The sequence below is a fragment of the Synechococcus sp. MU1651 genome, assembly GCF_023630635.1.
Classification (GTDB): domain Bacteria; phylum Cyanobacteriota; class Cyanobacteriia; order PCC-6307; family Cyanobiaceae; genus Parasynechococcus.
On record NZ_JAKUHJ010000010.1, the window covers coordinates 1 to 16,185 of the forward strand.

A 16,185-nucleotide genomic window follows, 5' to 3' on the forward strand; every position below is an offset into this window, starting at 1 on the left:
ATTTAATATTCCCGCTTTGATTATTATTTGATTTAGTGAATGGAAATGTGTTGTTAGATACATTTCCACCCTGGCCGTAGGCTTCTACATTGTAATCTGCCCAGTTAGTGCTATCTTCACCGCCTAGAGTGTATAACGATAATGCACCTTCAGCTGGAGCATTACTATGCCAAGACCCATAAAATAAAGTTACGTCAAAAGTATCATTGGTATCGCCAGGAGTTACATCAAAGCCAACAGTATTAGTGTGAAGTTCAAAATTTAAACCTGCTACAATATTAGCAAGCTCATCGAATCCTGTGTTCGGAATAGTATTGCCTAGGCCGAGCTTTTGTTGGGATGCAATTACCTTTGCGCCAGTAAATTCTTCTAAAAGCGCAACAAAATCTTTGTCTTGTGCAACATCACATGACCACAATACAATTTCTTTTACATTCCACTCTGTAAATTGCTGCTGATTAGCAACAAGAACTTCTTTATCCAGTCCTGTCCCCAGATCAATAGAACCAGCGGTACCGTGAGCAACAATATTTAGCTGGTCTAAGGGATCGTCTCGAAGTATTCGACTGATCTCTTCAATTGGATCCAGATCTGATCCGAGGGTTTTTTGAGGAGTTCCCTTAAGGCCTTTAAGCGCCTCGCTCAGGTCGCTAGCAACTACAAGCCCTTGACGGGTTGAAGAAGCCAACAGGGATGAGTAGGTCATGGGACTAGCTCCGATGCACTACGTCTAAGCCCCCTGTTGAGGGGTTGTCAGTATTGACGCGTATTGACTCCGGTTTCTTTTGTTCCTCTCTTGCAGTGGGCAGTTTGAGGCTTTCGTATTGCCGACAAGGGCATATATACGGAATTACTGGCTTCAGCCTTCCCGGATGCCACGTTCGTATGTGCAGGATGCATAAGTTGGCGGTTGGCATCCATGCACCGGTGGTTGGTTTAGGGGCCGTATCAGCATGCTTTATGTGTACGTGCGCTTCGGTTTGGTTTGCAAGTCGATTGGCACGCTGGGATTTCAGATGCGCCAGTCATGACGTTGCTGCCTCCAAAACTTGGTGGAAAATCAGAAGCTCTTCTACGTGCACGCATAGACCTGGAAGCCCCCATACCCCTTCTTTCGTAGTTCTGCTGTCGTTTAACTGTCGTAGAACCCTGTCGCAATACCCCTGGAGAGTTCGTGCAAGCCCTGTGTTTGCAGTGCTTTAGGGATTGACAGGACAAATGGCTGCGATGATGCCAGGGGCACCGCCATTGCGTCACCTGGATTTGGATCTTCAGTCGCACATTCGCTCAATTCCAGATTTTCCCAAGCCTGGAATTCTGTTTCGAGACATCAATCCGCTGCTGCGCTCACCAGAAGCAATGGCCGAGGTTATCCGCCAGTTGGGTGCGTTCTGCGACCAGGTGAAGCCTGATCTGATCGTGGGGATCGAATCCCGGGGGTTCATCTTCGGGGCACCATTGGCCAGCGACCGACGGCTTGGCTTCGTGCCTGTGCGGAAGCCTGGAAAACTCCCCGGTGAGGTGGTCGGTCTCGACTACGCCCTGGAGTACGGCACCGATCGGCTGGAGATTCAAGCCGATGCATTGGAGAATTCACCACGGGTGCTGGTGGTGGACGATCTGCTGGCCACCGGTGGCACGGCTGCGGCGACGGGACAACTGGTGGAGCAGGCCGGCGGTTGCTTGGTGGGCTTTGCCTTTGTGATCGAGCTGGAGGGGCTCGGAGGCCGTCAGGCCTTGCCCGCGGGTCAACCCGTTGAAGCGTTGTTGCGCTACGGCTGAGTGTTCTGCCAGTCGAAGACGTCTTCCAACTGCTGCAAACTCAACAACCCGAAGCTCCACAGCACGATTGGGAGGGGGGCTTGTTCCAGTTCCGCCTGGCGTTGTCCCAGCTCCAGGGCGCTGGGACTCAACCCCAAACGCCGCTGAAGAAATTGCAGCAAGGCGTCTGTTGCTGGGGGTTGCCGCTGGCTGGACATCACCATGGTCGCGACCCGCGCTTGGTTCAGTTTGGCAAGGCCCGCCAGAGCTGCATGGGGCCGTCACTCATGGCCCGCAAGCTGAGTTGGCGCAGCCCAGAAAACTGTTTCAGCAGCAGCAGGGCCAAACGCCGCAGTGGAAGCAACAGCGGTTGGCGGTTGGAGAACACCCGCACCAGAAGATCCGTCGCCACTCCCACCTGGAGTACATCGAGCCAGCGGCTCGTCCCGTAGCGCCGAGCGATTGTTGCGGCGCTGCCACCCCGCTCCACGGCGCGGAGCAAACCTTCCACATCACGCCAGCAGAGATTGAGCCCCTGGCCTCCCACGGGATGGCAGCGGTGGCCCGCTTCGCCGATCAGCACGCCCCGTCCGCGATGAAAGCGGCGAGCCAGGAGCCATTGTTGTGGGAAGGCTCGGGGTTGATCCAGAAGGAAATCCGGTTCAATTCCCTCCGGCAGAACAGCGGCCAGCTGATCGAGAAAGGCACTGCGCTGCAGCGTGCTGCGCTGCTCGCAACGCTGCCAGGGTGCACTCCACACCACCTGGAACGTGCCCTGCCCCAAGGGCAGAACGGCGAGAGGGCCTTCCGGGCGAAACAACTCGCAGGCCCTGTCGTGGGGAAGTCCCCGCAGGGACACCTTGGCGGTGAGGCACCCCTGGCGATAGCGCATGCCCCAGTGACGGATGCCCCAGGCCTTCCGTGTGGGGGAGCTCGGTCCGTCAGCCGCCACGATCAGGGCATCAGCGCTTGGATCAGGGCATGGTTCGGCCAGGTGCATGGCCACGTTGCCATTGGCCTCCAGCCGAGTCAGCAACAACTTCATCAAGGGCCGGTGATCGAGGATCCAGCCGATGCCGTCATGGTGTCGATTGGCTGATGCCAGGTCGTCCTCGCTGAAGAGAACGCGGGCGTTGGTGGCCCCATCCCGCAAATCCAGGTCGCGGAAGGGCACCAAGGCATCGCGCAGGTCGTGCCATAGGCCCAGGTTGGTCAGCAGTCGGCGGCTGGAGTGGGTGATGGCGTACGCCCGGCTTCTGGCTTGAAGTTCCGATGCCGTCAGCGGGTCAAACAGGACCACCCTCTGACCACGGAGGCCGAGGGCGAGAGCAGTGAGGGCGCCGGTGGGACCAGCGCCCAAAACATGAATCTCTGGAGGGGATGGAGCCATTCAGGGAGTCTGGCCAGCCATCCCGATCCAGCGCGAGGCGATCAGCCCAGGCCGAGCAGCCCGTGAACGAAGGATTCGCCGCCCAGGGCCAGTTCAGTAGCCAGCAGAGCGATGAAACCGAGCATGGCCATGCGGCCATTCAGTTTTTCGGCGCGATCGTGGAAACCCCAACCCTGGGTTGCTTCAACCACTTCCATGCGGGGTTCCGTGGCGAAGGCGTTGAGGCGGCCGCCGTCTTCTGTGGTGACCTGTGCACCGCGCACGACAGGAGTGGTGGGAGAGGACTGGGACATCGATGCCGCCGTTTGATTGCTAAGAAGTGTAAACCAGGTTTAAGAAATGTTCAGCGCCTGCTGTTCAGGCGGAGTTGGCAGAGCTCCTCAAAGGCGGGACGGAGCAGGAAGGGGTACTCGCCAACCCACATCCGCATGCCCGGCAGCCAGGCATCGCTGAGGGCTCCGATCTTTGAGAAATCCTTGCGCTCGCTCAGTACCAGGCAGCGGATCAGGCTGCCGCGGCGGATCGACTGGTGCTTTTTCTCCATCGGAAAGGCCACCCGGCCGAGATAACCCTCCTCGTCTTCAAGTTCGAGCAGCATCCAGGTGCGTCGGTTCTCCACGAGTTCCAGCCGCCCGCGGCTGTCGGCCTGTTCGTGGCGGTTTTCCACCCGCTCACGCGTGATCACGTCCGCCACCTCGCCCTCAAACAGGGCAGCCGCGGGATAGCGCCGCAGCGTGGCGTTGCGCTGGCCGGCCTGCACGATCGGGCCCCAAAGCACATACAGAAAGAACACAACGCTGATCACCAACCAGACGGGGCCCCAGCGGCTGCCGAGCTGCGCCTGGTTGTAGATCAGGAACGTGATCACTCCCCCGATGGCGGCGATCATCAGGCGCTGCAGCACCTGCTGGGGGTTGCCAAGGGCAAAGCGGAACTGGTTGCCGGTGGCAACGGCCGGGATCAGTCGTTGCAGTTCGCCTGGGCGGAGAGGGATGAGCATGGTGTCGCCTTCAGATCAGGCGCTCAAGGCCATACACAAGGCTGCCGAGGCTGCCCACCTTGCGCACCGTGAGCAGCACCCCGGGCATGTAGGCGGAACGATCAATGGTGTCGTGACGCAGGGTGTAGGTCTCCCCCGGGGCACCGAACATCACTTCCTGGTGAGCCACCAGGCCCGGCAGCCGCACGGAGTGCAGCCGCAGGCCGCTGTCCCGCTGTCCGCCGCGGCAGCCCGCCAGGGATTCGTGCTCGTCCACTTCCTCGGGATTGAAGCTCTTGCCCAGCTCTTCCATCAGCTCAGCGGTTTTGATGCAGGTGCCGCTGGGGGCATCCGCCTTGCGGTTGTGGTGCAGTTCCGTCAGTTCCGCGTGGTCGTAGAACCGTGCCGCTGCGGCTGCCGCTTGTTGCAACAGCACCATTCCCACAGAGAAATTGGGGATCACGGCCCCACCCACGGACGCTTTGGCCGAGAACTCGGTGAGGTCGTTGAGTTGTTCAGGGGAGAGTCCCGTGGTTCCGATCACGGGGTGAACGCCATAGGCGATGGCCGCGCGGGTGTGCTCATAAACAACGGAGGGGTGGGTGAAATCCACCAACACGGCGCCGCTGCCGCTGTCCCGCACCGATTGGCTCACGGCGCAGAGACAGCCTTCGAAATCAGCCGTCACGGCCACCTCCAGTTCCCCCAGGCCCAACTCCAGACCCACGTCTGCCCCCTCTTTGCCGGGGGTGTTGTCGATGGCGCCAACCAGGCAGCAGTCTTCGGCTCCCACCACAGCCTTGATCACCTCGGCGCCCATGCGCCCCAGGGCACCGGCAACAACGACGGGAATCGGAGCGGTCATGAAAGCGCAGCAGACGCTTCAAAGCCTATGGGTCGGCTCGTGTAACGGCCGATCAGAAATCCTCGCGCCCTAAGGGCCAGTCGCCGTAAGGTTCTTCACATTGCTCAAAGCGCGCTGATGTTCACACAGGTCCGCTCCGCCGATCGCCGCGTTGCTCCTGTGGAGGGCCAGAACCACAAGTCCGTCATGAAGGCGGTTTACGTGGTGCTGGAGCCCCAGTACCAAAACGCCCTCACCCAGGCAGCGACGGCTCTCAATGCTTCCGGTGGCGATCTCGGGATCGAGCTAAGCGGCTATCTGATCGAGGAACTCCGCGACGACGACAACTACGCCGGCTTCTGCGCCGACGTGGCTGAGGCTGATGTCTTTGTGGCCTCCTTGATCTTCATTGAGGATCTGGCGCAGAAGGTTGTGGACGCCGTTGCCCCCCACCGCGACCGACTCAAGGCGGCTGTGGTCTTCCCGTCCATGCCGGAGGTGATGCGTCTCAACAAGCTGGGCAGCTTCTCGATGGCCCAGCTCGGTCAGAGCAAGAGCGCCATCGCAGGCTTCATGAAGAAGCGGAAGGAAGCCGGAGGTGCCGGCTTCCAGGACGCGATGCTCAAGCTGCTGAACACGTTGCCCACCGTTCTCAAGTACTTGCCGGTTGAGAAGGCGCAGGACGCCCGCAGTTTCATGCTCAGCTTCCAGTACTGGCTGGGCGGTACTCCCGACAACCTGCGCAACTTCCTGTTGATGCTGGCGGACAAGTACGTCTTCCCAGCTGCAGAAGGTGAGGAGCGCCCGGCAATGGAGGTGGCGGAGCCCGAAGTGTTCCCCGACCTCGGCATTTGGCACCCCCTGGCTCCCTCGATGTTCGAGGACCTCAAGGAATATCTGAACTGGACCTCCAGCCGCACCGACCTTTCTGAGGAAGCCCGCAAAGGGCCGGTGATCGGTTTGGTGCTGCAGCGCAGCCACATCGTCACCGGTGACGATGCCCATTACGTGGCCACCATCCAGGAGCTGGAGTTCCGTGGCGCTCGCGTGATTCCGATCTTCTGCGGCGGTCTCGACTTCTCCAAGCCGGTCAATGCTTTCTTCTATGACCCGCTGAATCCCGAGCAGTCCCTGGTGGATGGCATCGTCTCCCTAACCGGTTTTGCACTGGTCGGAGGTCCGGCCCGCCAGGACCACCCCAAGGCGATTGAGTCGCTGAAGAAGCTCAACCGCCCCTACATGGTGGCGCTTCCCCTCGTCTTCCAGACCACCCAGGAATGGGAACAGAGCGACCTTGGCCTGCACCCGGTGCAGGTGGCCCTGCAGATCGCCATTCCGGAACTGGATGGCGCCATCGAGCCCATCGTTCTCTCGGGTCGCGACGATGCCACCGGCAAGGCGCACACCCTTCAAGACCGGGTTGATGCCATCGCTGAGCGGGCCATCCGCTGGTCATCGCTGCGGATCAAGCCCCGCAACGAGAAGAAGCTGGCGATCACCGTGTTCAGCTTCCCTCCCGACAAAGGCAATGTCGGTACGGCGGCTTACCTCGACGTCTTCGGCTCCATCCATCGTGTGATGCAGGAGATGAAGGCGAAGGGGTACGACGTGCAGGACCTGCCTTCCACGCCTCGAGAGCTGTTGGAGGCCGTCATTAACGACGCCGATGCCATGCAGGGCTCTCCGGAGCTGTCGATCGCCCACCGCATGAGCGTTGAGGAGTATGAGCGTCTGACGCCTTACTCCGAACGGCTCGAAGAGAACTGGGGCAAGCCCCCCGGCAATCTCAACAGCGATGGCCAGAACCTGCTGGTTTTCGGTCGCCACTTCGGCAACGTTTTCGTTGGCGTTCAGCCCACCTTCGGCTACGAGGGTGATCCGATGCGACTGCTCTATTCCCGCAGCGCCAGCCCCCACCACGGCTTCGCCGCCTACTACACCTATCTCCAGAAGATCTGGAAGGCTGATGCGGTGCTCCACTTCGGCACCCACGGCTCTCTCGAGTTCATGCCCGGCAAGCAGATGGGCATGAGCGAAACCTGCTACCCCGATTCACTGATCGGTGCGCTGCCCAACCTCTATTACTACGCCGCCAACAACCCCTCCGAGGCCACCATCGCCAAGCGGCGGGGTTATGCCTCCACCATCAGCTACCTCACCCCTCCGGCTGAAAATGCTGGCCTTTACAAGGGCCTGAAGGAACTGGGTGAGCTGGTGGGCTCCTACCAGCAGCTGCGTGAGGGCGGCCGCGGCATTCAGATCGTCAACACGATCATTGAGACCGCACGTCAGTGCAACCTCGATAAGGACGTCGACCTTCCTGAGGAGGATGCCTCGACCCTCGACCTGGAGGGACGTGATGCCCTGGTGGGCGCCGTTTACCGCCAGTTGATGGAGATCGAAAGCCGTCTCCTTCCCTGTGGCCTTCACACCATTGGCAAGCCCCCCACTGCAGAGGAAGCCGTTGCCACCTTGGTGAACATCGCTGCTCTCGAGCGTGAGGAGGATGGGCTGCGTTCACTCCCTGGCCTGCTGGCTGAGGCGATGGGCCGCTCGATCGAAGACATCTACAAAGGCAACGACGAGGGCGTCCTCGCCGATGTAGAGCTCAACCGCACGATTACGGAGACATCCCGAGCTGCCATTGGCGCCATGGTTCGCACCCTCACTGGGCGTGACGGTCGGGTCAGCCTGCGCAACAGCTTCGGTTGGTTCTACGACCTGCTGGCCAAGTTCGGCTTCAAGCTTCCCTCGCCCTGGCTGCGGGCCTGCTGCAGTGCTGGCTTCGTGCAGATCGACGCCACCGAGCTCGACAAGCTCTTTGCCTATCTGCGCTTCTGCCTTGAGCAGGTGTGTGCCGACATGGAGATGGAGAGTCTGCTGAAGGCTCTCGATGGTGAATACATCCTTCCGGGCCCCGGTGGTGATCCGATCCGGAATCCTGGTGTGCTGCCCAGCGGCAAGAACATCCACGCCCTCGACCCGCAGGCGATCCCCACCCGTGCTGCGGTGGCTGCAGCCAAGAGTGTTGTGGACAAGTTGATTGAGCGTCAGCGCGAGGAGCAGGGCACCTGGCCCGAAACCATCGCCTGCGTGCTCTGGGGAACCGACAACATCAAGACCTACGGTGAATCCCTGGCTCAGATCCTCTGGTTCGTTGGCGTCAAGCCGATGCCGGACTCCGTGGGTCGGGTGAACAAGCTTGAGTTGATTCCCCTGGAAGAACTCGGCCGCCCCCGCGTTGATGTAGTGGTGAACTGCTCCGGTGTGTTCCGCGATCTGTTCATCAACCAGATGGCGCTGATCGATCAGGCCGTGAAGATGGCTGCCGAGGCCGATGAGCCTCTGGAGCAGAACTTCGTTCGCAAGCACGCCCTCGAGCAGGCGGAAAAAGAAGGCACGAGCTTGCGGGATGCGGCCTGCCGGGTGTTCTCCAACGCCAGCGGCAGCTACAGCTCCAACGTGAACCTCGCCGTGGAGAACAGCACCTGGGAGGAGGAAGGTGAGCTGCAGGAGATGTACCTCTCCCGCAAGACCTTCGCCTTCAATGCCGACAACCCCGGTGAGATGAACCAGAAGCGGGAGGTGTTTGAGAACGTGATGAAGACGGCGGATGTCACCTTCCAGAACCTCGATTCGGCTGAGATCTCCCTCACCGATGTGAGCCACTACTTCGACTCCGACCCCACCAAGTTGATCGCTGGCCTGCGTGATGACGGCAAAGCTCCCACCAGCTACATCGCCGACACCACCACGGCCAACGCTCAGGTGCGTTCGCTGAGTGAAACGATCCGCCTGGATTCACGCACCAAGCTGCTGAATCCCAAGTGGTACGAAGGCATGCTCGACTCCGGTTACGAGGGTGTGCGTGAGGTGGCCAAGCGCCTCAACTTCACCTTGGGTTGGAGTGCCACGAGTGGTGCCGTTGACAACTTCGTCTACGAAGAAGCCAACGAAACCTTCATCAACGATCCTGAGATGCGCAAGCGTCTGCTGGAACTCAACCCCAACAGCTTCCGTCAGATCGTGGGCACCCTGCTTGAGGTGCATGGCCGCGGATACTGGGAGACCTCGGATGAAAACATCGAGCAGCTTCAGGAGCTGTACCAGGAGGTTGAGGATCGAATTGAGGGTGTTGTCACCGACTGATCGTAGACCAAGTGTTGATCATCAAAGCCAGAGTTCCTGCCGGAATCTGGCTTTTTTATTGGCGATGAATGATGGGCAAATCAGGCTTTCAGGGGCTTGAATTCTGCATCTCTTGCGGCTTGGCTGATCTCTGACGTTTTGAAATTAATTCCAGCCCATTGTTGATACATATACAGGCTACGTTTTCTCCCTAATCCGAAGGGTTCAAGTTCGCCATGCTCATCATTCAAGCAGCGGATTGATGTCGGTGCGTTGTTGAGGCTGCCGAGCAGTGTGTGTATACGTTTGAGTGCGCGAAGGTTGTAATCGTGCCAATTGCTGTGATCGCCCCAATGGGTGGCTGCATGCTCTTGATCTGTATGTTCTGTCTTGTAGAGATGAAACAGCAGCAGGCGATTTGGGGCGTAGATGTTGAAACCCGAAGTCCACAGTCGTGCCGACATGGCAATCTCTTCGCCATAGAAGTAGAGCTCGGGGTCGTAGGGCACTTCGCCCACGATTGAGCCCGGGCCGAACAGGAAGCCTCCTGCGATAAATGCCCCGTGGATGGGGCGATCAGGTTGTTCTTCTGGCAGTTGGAATCGGCTGATGCCTCGCAATTTGAGAATGCCGTAGGCATCGAAACCGGCGGCTGCCATCACAGGCAGGGTTGATGTCTGCAACCGGCACGGCTGTTGAAAGCCGTTCGGGTAAACACTGAGAACGGCACGCTCATCGCTGCATTCCTTCCAGGTCGTCAGCAACAAGTCATCCCAGTGCTCTACAGCCCGCATGTGGCTGTCGATCTGCAGCAGAAAGTCTTCCCCGCCGTAAACACCCTGGGCCTGCCGTCGGGCCCAGCAGGCTCCGCGGCTTTCAGTTGCATCGAATCTGATGCTCTTCAGGTGTGGATGATCCGGAAACGCGCTTGTTCCCCAATGGGGCGGGTCATCAGCCGCCAGTTGCAGGCAGATGCCGAAGCGCAGGCGCTCTGGCTGGGCTGCCCGCTGAATCAGGTTGTGCAGTGTGGCCGGTAGATCCGGATCCCGGTAAGCCGCGATCTGAACAAAGATCGTAGAGCTCACCAGAGTGCAGCCGCCATGCGCAGCGTCTGGCTGATGGGGCCTACATCGTGCACCCGCAGCACGGCAACACCCGCCTGGGCGCAGCGGCAGGCAACGGCAGCTGTTCCCCAGAGACGCGCTTTGGGCCTGGGCTCATCGAGCACGGCGCCAATGAAGCGTTTGCGTGAAGGGCCGATCAGCACCGGTCGCGTTCCTGCAGTGAGTTGTTCCAGATCCCGCAGCAGCTGCAGGTTCTGCTCGTGGGTCTTGGCGAAGCCGAGACCTGGATCCCAGATGATTTGGCTTTCATCAACGCCGGCTTGAATCGCAGCTTCACTGCGCTCCAGCAACGCCTCTTTCACATCTGCCACGACATCGGCATAGGCCGTGAGCTGATCCATGGTTTGGCTGTCACCGCGGCTGTGCATCAGCACCACCGGACAGCCGGCATCGGCGACCACCCGCAGCAGATCGGGATCCCGGCTGCCACCGCTCACATCATTGATCCAGTTGGCCCCTGCTTCCAGTGCTTTGGCGGCCACCGGCGAAAGAAACGTGTCGATGGAGATCAGCGCCTCTGGGCAGCTCTGCCGGATGCTTTTGAGCGCTGGTAGGAGCCTCCGCAACTCCTCTTCGGCGCCCACCTCCTCCGCTCCAGGTCGGGTGCTTTGCGCCCCGAGATCCAACACGTCCGCACCGCGGCTCAGCTGCCGCTGAGCTTCAGCAAGGGCCCTGTCACTCGCTAGAAATCTCCCTCCGTCGCTGAAGGAATCCGGGGTGACGTTGATCACCCCCATCACGGCTGTGCGTTGGCCCCAACCTTGGGGCCAGCCGCCTGAATCAAGCCGCTTGGTAGTTGGCAATCCGTCCAAAGCTTTCGGGCTCCAAGGAAGCACCCCCCACCAGCACCCCGTCGATATCGCTCATGCCCATCAACTCATCAATGTTGCTGGGTTTGACGGAGCCGCCGTACTGAATCACCAGATCGGGGGAGCCAACCCAGCTACGGATCAGACCACAGATGCGGTTGGCTTCTTCGGCAGCGCAGGTCTTGCCTGTGCCAATCGCCCAGATCGGTTCGTAGGCCACCACCAGTTTCTCGGCATCGAGACCCTCCAGGCCCTGCTCAATCTGACGGCGGATCACCCGTTCAGCTTCGCCCCGTTCGCGTTGCTCATCGCTTTCGCCAACGCAAACGATCGGAATCAGACCGTTGGACTGGGATGACCTGGCCCGGTGGTTGATCTGTTCGTCGCTTTCACTGAAGTATTTGCGCGGTTCGCTGTGGCCCACGATCGTGTGGGTCACCCCGTGTTCCTTGAGCATGGCTGGGGAGATCTCCCCGGTGAAGGCTCCCTGGCCTTCCCAGTGCACGTTCTGGCTCGACAGGCAGACCCGGGAGTTCTGGCTGAGTTCCGCCATGGTCGACAGCGCCGTGAATGGTGGTGCAAGCACCAGGTCGCGGTCGTCCGGGGTGTCAGCAATCAATGGCAGAAAGGCTTCCATGAACTCCCGCGACTGGGCACAGGTCATGTGCATCTTCCAGTTGCCAGCGATCACCGGTCTGCGCACGCCTTGCTTCCCCATGGAATGTGGCAGCCAACTTACGGCCCGGTCGCGTTTTCATCCCCGACAACGGACTCCTCACCAGCAAGCACAACCCGATCTCCCGGGGAAAGCTGACGGCCCCGCCGGGTTTCAACGCTCCCATTCACCTCCACTTCACCCATCTGGATGCGTTGCTTCGCTTCACCGCCGGTGGAGACCCAACCCTTCCATTTCAGGAACTGATCCAGCTTCATTGGGCAGAGTTTTGAGCTCACCATTGATACTGTGCCGCGATGCTGACCCCATCCCAGGCCGGATTTCGCCGGCTGCTGCCGTTGCTTCGTCCCCACCTGCGGGAACTGCTCTGGGGGGGCTGCTGCATGGTGATTTACGTCGGCAGCTTTCCGCTGCTCGTGCAGCTGGCCGGAGATTTGTTCCCCGCAATGGGCTCGGGTGATCTGACTCGGGTGCTTCAGCTGATCGGGCTGGCGTTGCTGATCTTTGCTGTTCAGAAGATCGCCCAGTTCGGTCAGGACTCGCTTCTTGCCGGCCCTGCACTGCTGGTGAGCCAGGACTTACGGCGTGATCTGTTCCGCCGCCTGCAGACCGTCGAGCTGGGGGCGCTCGAGAAGCTTTCAGCCGGTGATCTCACCTACCGCTTTACCGAAGACGCCGATCGCGTCAGCGAGGTGCTGTACAAGACCATTCACGACACGGTCCCCAGCGTGCTTCAGCTCATTGCGGTGCTGGGGATGATGCTTTGGCTCGACTGGAAGCTGACGCTGGCCATCCTGTTGCTGGCGCCCGTGATCGTCTGGCTGATCAGTCTGTTTGGTGCTCGCGTGATGGCGGCCACGGAGCGCAGTCAGAAAAAGGTGAGCGAACTGGCCGGTCTTCTGGGTGAGGCCATCGAAGGTTTGCCCCTGGTGCGTGCTTTTGCCGCCGAGCCTTGGCTGCAGGACCGTTTCGAGACGGAAATCGATCAACACCGGCAGGCTCGCCATCGCACCTACAGCCTTGTGGCGCTCCAGCATCCGGTGGTGGGCATCATCGAGGTGGTGGGTCTGTTTGCCGTGCTCGCCCTCGGAGCCTGGCGAATCCAGACCGGTGATCTGAGTATCGCCGGGCTGAGCAGCTACCTGACGGGGCTGATCGTGCTGATCGATCCCATCGCCCACGTCACCAACAACTTCAACGAATTTCAGCAGGGTCAGGCGTCGCTGCGACGTTTGCGGGAGATCGAGCGCGAGCCCCAGGAGGCTTCGGATCCAGCTGAGGCGCATTCCATCGGTGCTCTCCAGGGTGATCTGGTCTTTGATCAGGTGAGCTTTGGCTATGACCCGGTCCAGCCGGTGCTGCATCAACTCAACCTGCGGGTGGATGCGGGCCAGGTGCTGGCCATTGTTGGCCCCTCCGGTGCGGGCAAAAGCACTCTGCTGTCGCTCCTGCTCCGGTTCAACACGGCGCAACAGGGCGAGATTCGTCTCGATGGCACTGACATCAGCTTGATGCGCGCCCGTGAGCTGCGTCAGCAGGTGGCCCTGGTTCCGCAGCGCACAACCGTCTTTTCCGGAACCATTGCCGAAGCGATTCGGTTTGGCCGTCGTGCGACGGACGACGAGGTGCGCGATGCGGCACGGTTGGCCAATGCGGATGATTTCATCCGTGCCTTGCCCCAGGGGTATAACACCCTGCTCGAGGAACGGGGAACCAACGTTTCCGGTGGCCAACTGCAGCGGATCGCCATTGCACGGGCGGTGCTTGGCAATCCAGCGCTGTTGCTGCTGGATGAAGCCACCAGTGCCCTTGATGCTGAAGCTGAGGCGGCGGTGCAACTCGGACTGAAGCAGGCGATGAAGGGGCGAACCGTGTTGGTGATCGCCCATCGTCTGGCCACGGTGCAGGAGGCCGATCGCATTGTGGTTCTTGAAAAGGGAGCCGTGGTCGATCGAGGAACCCACGACGAGTTGATGCAGCGTGGTGGGCGTTACCGCGAATTGTGCGAACGGCAGTTCATTCGAGATCGGCAGAAGTCCTGAAGCCCTCTACGATCTGGCTGCCGGTACACCGCCATCCCGGCAATGAACGATGACTGATTCCGCAGCCAACAACCCCGTCTTGACCTTTGAAGGCAAGCGCTACGACCTCAACACACTTCCTGATGAGCTCAAGGAGCTTGTGCGTGGCATGCAGGTTGCCGATGCTCAACTGCGGATGCACGAAGACACCCTCAAGGTTCTGGCGGTGGGTCGTCAGAGCTTGGCGACTCAGCTCAATGAAAGGCTCAAGTCTGTGACTCCGTTGCCCGATCAGGGTTGATTGACTGCCAATAAAAAAGGGGGGGCTCAACAGCCCCCCCCCTTTTTTTTATTGCTCGCCGCTGTGCTCAGTCGCTGAAGCTGTAGGCCTTGGTGAGTTTGAACACGGTTCCGGAAAGCAGGATCAAGGCCACGAGGTTGGGGAGAGCCATCAGGCCATTGAGGGTGTCGGCAATCGACCAGATCACGCCGCGGTCGCCGGCGACAGCACCAATCACGACAACAGCCACCCAGGTCAGACGAAAGGGCAGCACGGCGGAATCACCGAACAGGTAGGTGGTGCAGCGTTCGCCGTAGAAGCTCCAGCCGAGAATGGTGGTGAAGGCGAAGACCACCAGTCCCAGGGTGACCACCACGCCGCTGCCGGCGATGCCGGTGTTGAAGGCAGCGATGGAGAGGTCTGCGCCGCTGAGCTTGTCGCCGGCTGCATCGAGGATCAGATTGGCTTTGGTGGTGATGATCACCAGGGCAGTCATCGTGCAGATGATCAGGGTGTCGATGAAGGTGCCCAGCATGGCCACCGTGCCTTGGCGAACGGGATCATCGGTTCTGGCAGCCGCGTGGGCGATCGGAGCACTGCCCAGGCCCGCTTCATTGGAGAAGATGCCCCGCTTGAAGCCCATCAGCACCACCTGACCGAGGGCTCCACCGGCTGCGGCTTGGCCGGAGAAGGCGTTGGAGAAAATCGTGGCGAAGGCTTCAGGCACGCTGCCCAGATTGGCCAGCAACACCAGAAGGCATGCAGCGATGTAGAGGATCGACATCAACGGAACAATGGCGGAGGCCGCCTGGGCGATGCGTTTGATGCCACCGATCACGACAGCGAAAACCAGGGCTGCCAAAACGACTCCGGTCACCAGCCTCGGGATGCCGATCAGGCTCAAGGCAGACGACACCTCAAAGGCCTGAACCCCATTGCCAATGCCGAAGCCCGCCAACATGCCGAAGAGGGCAAACAGGCCCGCCATCCAGCTCCAGCCGCTGCCGAGTCCGTTGCGGATGTAGTACATCGGCCCACCCACGTGGTTGCCGTCTCCATCGGTTTCGCGGAACTGAACCGCGAGCACCGCTTCGGCGTACTTGGTTGCGATGCCGAAGATCGCGATGATCCACATCCAAAAGACGGCACCAGGTCCACCAACGGCGATGGCTCCCGCCACACCGGCAATGTTTCCCGTGCCGATCGTGGCCGACAAAGACGTCATCAGCGCTTGGAAGGGAGTGATCTCTCCTTCCGTTTGTGATGCAGCCGGCCGAAGCATCATCGAGATGCCATAGCCCAGCCGTTGCAGCGGCATGAACCGCAGGCCCACCATTAGAAGAATGCCCGTCGCGGCAATCAAAAGGACGGTGGGCCATCCCCAGACGATGCTGTTGATCGGGCCATTGATGGCCTGAATGGTCGACTCGACTCCGCCCATGTCTTTCAACAGGTTTGGGCGGATGGTCTCATAGCCGGCTTGCACCGGCAATCAACTCAGAGCGATTCGAGATCTTCAAAACGGAAGGTCTGGCTTCCGGCGGGGGTATCGCCATGGGCTTCGGTGGTCACGACCCGCTCGGTCAGCACCCAAGGGCCATCTCCAGGAAGAGCAGCGAAGCTGTCTTTGAAGCTGCTGCGGCCGCCCCGGGCTTCTCCCGTTGCCGGGTCGGCGTACTGACTGGTGTAGGTATGGCTGAGGTAGCCCGCACCCGTGTCGGTGACATCAGTGGTGTAGATCGTCACGACGGTGCCGTGGATGTGGCGGTGAACCATGGTCACCACGTCATCTTTGATGCGGTACTTGTCCCCTTCACCCTTGCCGCCGACGAGTACTTCGGTTCCCACTTCATTGGTGTCACCGGCGGTGAAGGTGTTCTCACCGTGGGTCTGGTCGAAACTGCGACGCACGCGATGGATCGCGACTTCCCAGAGCTGGGAATTCACCGCCTTGAGGATCTCTTCGTTTTCAATGCCGTCCACCTTGGCTTTGAGATCGGCACCGATCTCAAACGTGCCCTCGACCCGTTGATCGCCCTGTTGCCAGATGCAGCGGCCGCGATAGCCGGAGAATCCAGGCGCCCAGGTGTAGCGGTTCTCGTAGGCGCGACGGAAGTCATCACGCAGGTCGCTTCCAGGCTTGACGGGAACGGAGGCTGTCACAGCGTTGAGG

The 16,185-nt window shown here is 60.2% G+C and carries 16 protein-coding genes; 4 read left to right on the forward strand and 12 right to left on the reverse strand.

The window, feature by feature from the left end:
- On the reverse strand, positions 1 to 706 hold a 706-nt coding region (locus NCN05_RS08520; protein ID WP_250397755.1), incomplete at its 3' end, for a DUF4347 domain-containing protein.
- Positions 707 to 1,227: 521 nt separating this feature from the next.
- Here NCN05_RS08520 and NCN05_RS08525 point away from each other — a divergent pair.
- Positions 1,228 to 1,782, forward strand: coding sequence for an adenine phosphoribosyltransferase (locus NCN05_RS08525; protein ID WP_250397808.1), 555 nt, complete (start codon positions 1,228 to 1,230; stop codon positions 1,780 to 1,782).
- Here the strand turns inward: NCN05_RS08525 and NCN05_RS08530 are convergent.
- Genes NCN05_RS08530 through dapB form a run of 5 tightly spaced genes read right to left on the reverse strand, consistent with a single transcriptional unit; the run spans position 1,773 to position 4,995 of the window.
- Complete coding sequence (locus tag NCN05_RS08530) at positions 1,773 to 1,985, reverse strand: DUF2949 domain-containing protein (protein WP_114987901.1); 213 nt, start codon at positions 1,983 to 1,985, stop codon at positions 1,773 to 1,775. The two genes, NCN05_RS08525 and NCN05_RS08530, sit on opposite strands and share 10 nt — an antisense overlap.
- Positions 1,986 to 2,005: 20 nt before the next feature.
- Complete coding sequence (locus NCN05_RS08535) at positions 2,006 to 3,151, reverse strand: FAD-dependent monooxygenase (protein ID WP_250397756.1); 1,146 nt, start codon at positions 3,149 to 3,151, stop codon at positions 2,006 to 2,008.
- Between the two features lie 41 nt (positions 3,152 to 3,192).
- Positions 3,193 to 3,444, reverse strand: coding sequence for a CAB/ELIP/HLIP family chlorophyll-binding protein (locus NCN05_RS08540; protein ID WP_114987899.1), 252 nt, complete (start codon positions 3,442 to 3,444; stop codon positions 3,193 to 3,195).
- A gap of 50 nt (positions 3,445 to 3,494) precedes the next feature.
- On the reverse strand, positions 3,495 to 4,151 hold the full coding sequence (locus NCN05_RS08545) for a DUF8619 family protein (protein WP_250397757.1): 657 nt from the start codon (positions 4,149 to 4,151) through the stop codon (positions 3,495 to 3,497).
- A gap of 10 nt (positions 4,152 to 4,161) precedes the next feature.
- Positions 4,162 to 4,995, reverse strand: a complete 834-nt coding sequence (gene dapB / locus NCN05_RS08550; RefSeq protein WP_250397758.1) for a 4-hydroxy-tetrahydrodipicolinate reductase — start codon at positions 4,993 to 4,995, stop codon at positions 4,162 to 4,164.
- A gap of 117 nt (positions 4,996 to 5,112) precedes the next feature.
- Between dapB and NCN05_RS08555 the strand changes: the two genes are divergently transcribed.
- On the forward strand, positions 5,113 to 9,123 hold the full coding sequence (locus tag NCN05_RS08555) for a magnesium chelatase subunit H (protein ID WP_250397759.1): 4,011 nt from the start codon (positions 5,113 to 5,115) through the stop codon (positions 9,121 to 9,123).
- An 80-nt stretch (positions 9,124 to 9,203) separates the two neighbouring features.
- Here the strand turns inward: NCN05_RS08555 and NCN05_RS08560 are convergent, their stop codons facing one another.
- Genes NCN05_RS08560 through NCN05_RS08575 form a run of 4 tightly spaced genes read right to left on the reverse strand, consistent with a single transcriptional unit; the run spans position 9,204 to position 11,968 of the window.
- Entirely contained in the window at positions 9,204 to 10,187 is a 984-nt protein-coding gene (locus NCN05_RS08560; protein WP_250397760.1) for a GlcNAc-transferase family protein, read from the reverse strand.
- Positions 10,184 to 10,963: a dihydropteroate synthase gene (gene folP / locus NCN05_RS08565; protein WP_250397761.1), complete on the reverse strand. Its 780-nt coding sequence runs from the start codon at positions 10,961 to 10,963 to the stop codon at positions 10,184 to 10,186. Before folP ends, NCN05_RS08560 begins: the two co-directional genes overlap by 4 nt.
- A gap of 43 nt (positions 10,964 to 11,006) precedes the next feature.
- The gene (tpiA, locus tag NCN05_RS08570; protein WP_115010249.1) at positions 11,007 to 11,738 is read right to left on the reverse strand and encodes a triose-phosphate isomerase; all 732 of its coding nucleotides are present in this window, start codon (positions 11,736 to 11,738) and stop codon (positions 11,007 to 11,009) included.
- Positions 11,739 to 11,770: 32 nt separating this feature from the next.
- Positions 11,771 to 11,968, reverse strand: coding sequence for an RNA-binding S4 domain-containing protein (locus NCN05_RS08575; protein ID WP_041435023.1), 198 nt, complete (start codon positions 11,966 to 11,968; stop codon positions 11,771 to 11,773).
- A 39-nt stretch (positions 11,969 to 12,007) separates the two neighbouring features.
- Between NCN05_RS08575 and NCN05_RS08580 the strand changes: the two genes are divergently transcribed.
- Positions 12,008 to 13,753 (forward strand): ABC transporter ATP-binding protein, encoded by a 1,746-nt coding sequence (locus NCN05_RS08580; RefSeq protein ID WP_250397762.1) that lies wholly within the window; start codon positions 12,008 to 12,010, stop codon positions 13,751 to 13,753.
- A 49-nt stretch (positions 13,754 to 13,802) separates the two neighbouring features.
- Complete coding sequence (locus tag NCN05_RS08585) at positions 13,803 to 14,033, forward strand: DUF6447 family protein (RefSeq protein WP_114987892.1); 231 nt, start codon at positions 13,803 to 13,805, stop codon at positions 14,031 to 14,033.
- 67 nt (positions 14,034 to 14,100) lie between these two features.
- Here the strand turns inward: NCN05_RS08585 and NCN05_RS08590 are convergent, their stop codons facing one another.
- Positions 14,101 to 15,453: an alanine/glycine:cation symporter family protein gene (locus NCN05_RS08590; RefSeq protein ID WP_250397763.1), complete on the reverse strand. Its 1,353-nt coding sequence runs from the start codon at positions 15,451 to 15,453 to the stop codon at positions 14,101 to 14,103.
- A gap of 56 nt (positions 15,454 to 15,509) precedes the next feature.
- Complete coding sequence (locus tag NCN05_RS08595; RefSeq protein WP_250397764.1) at positions 15,510 to 16,175, reverse strand: DUF3386 domain-containing protein; 666 nt, start codon at positions 16,173 to 16,175, stop codon at positions 15,510 to 15,512.
- Between the last annotated feature and the right edge of the window lie 10 nt (positions 16,176 to 16,185).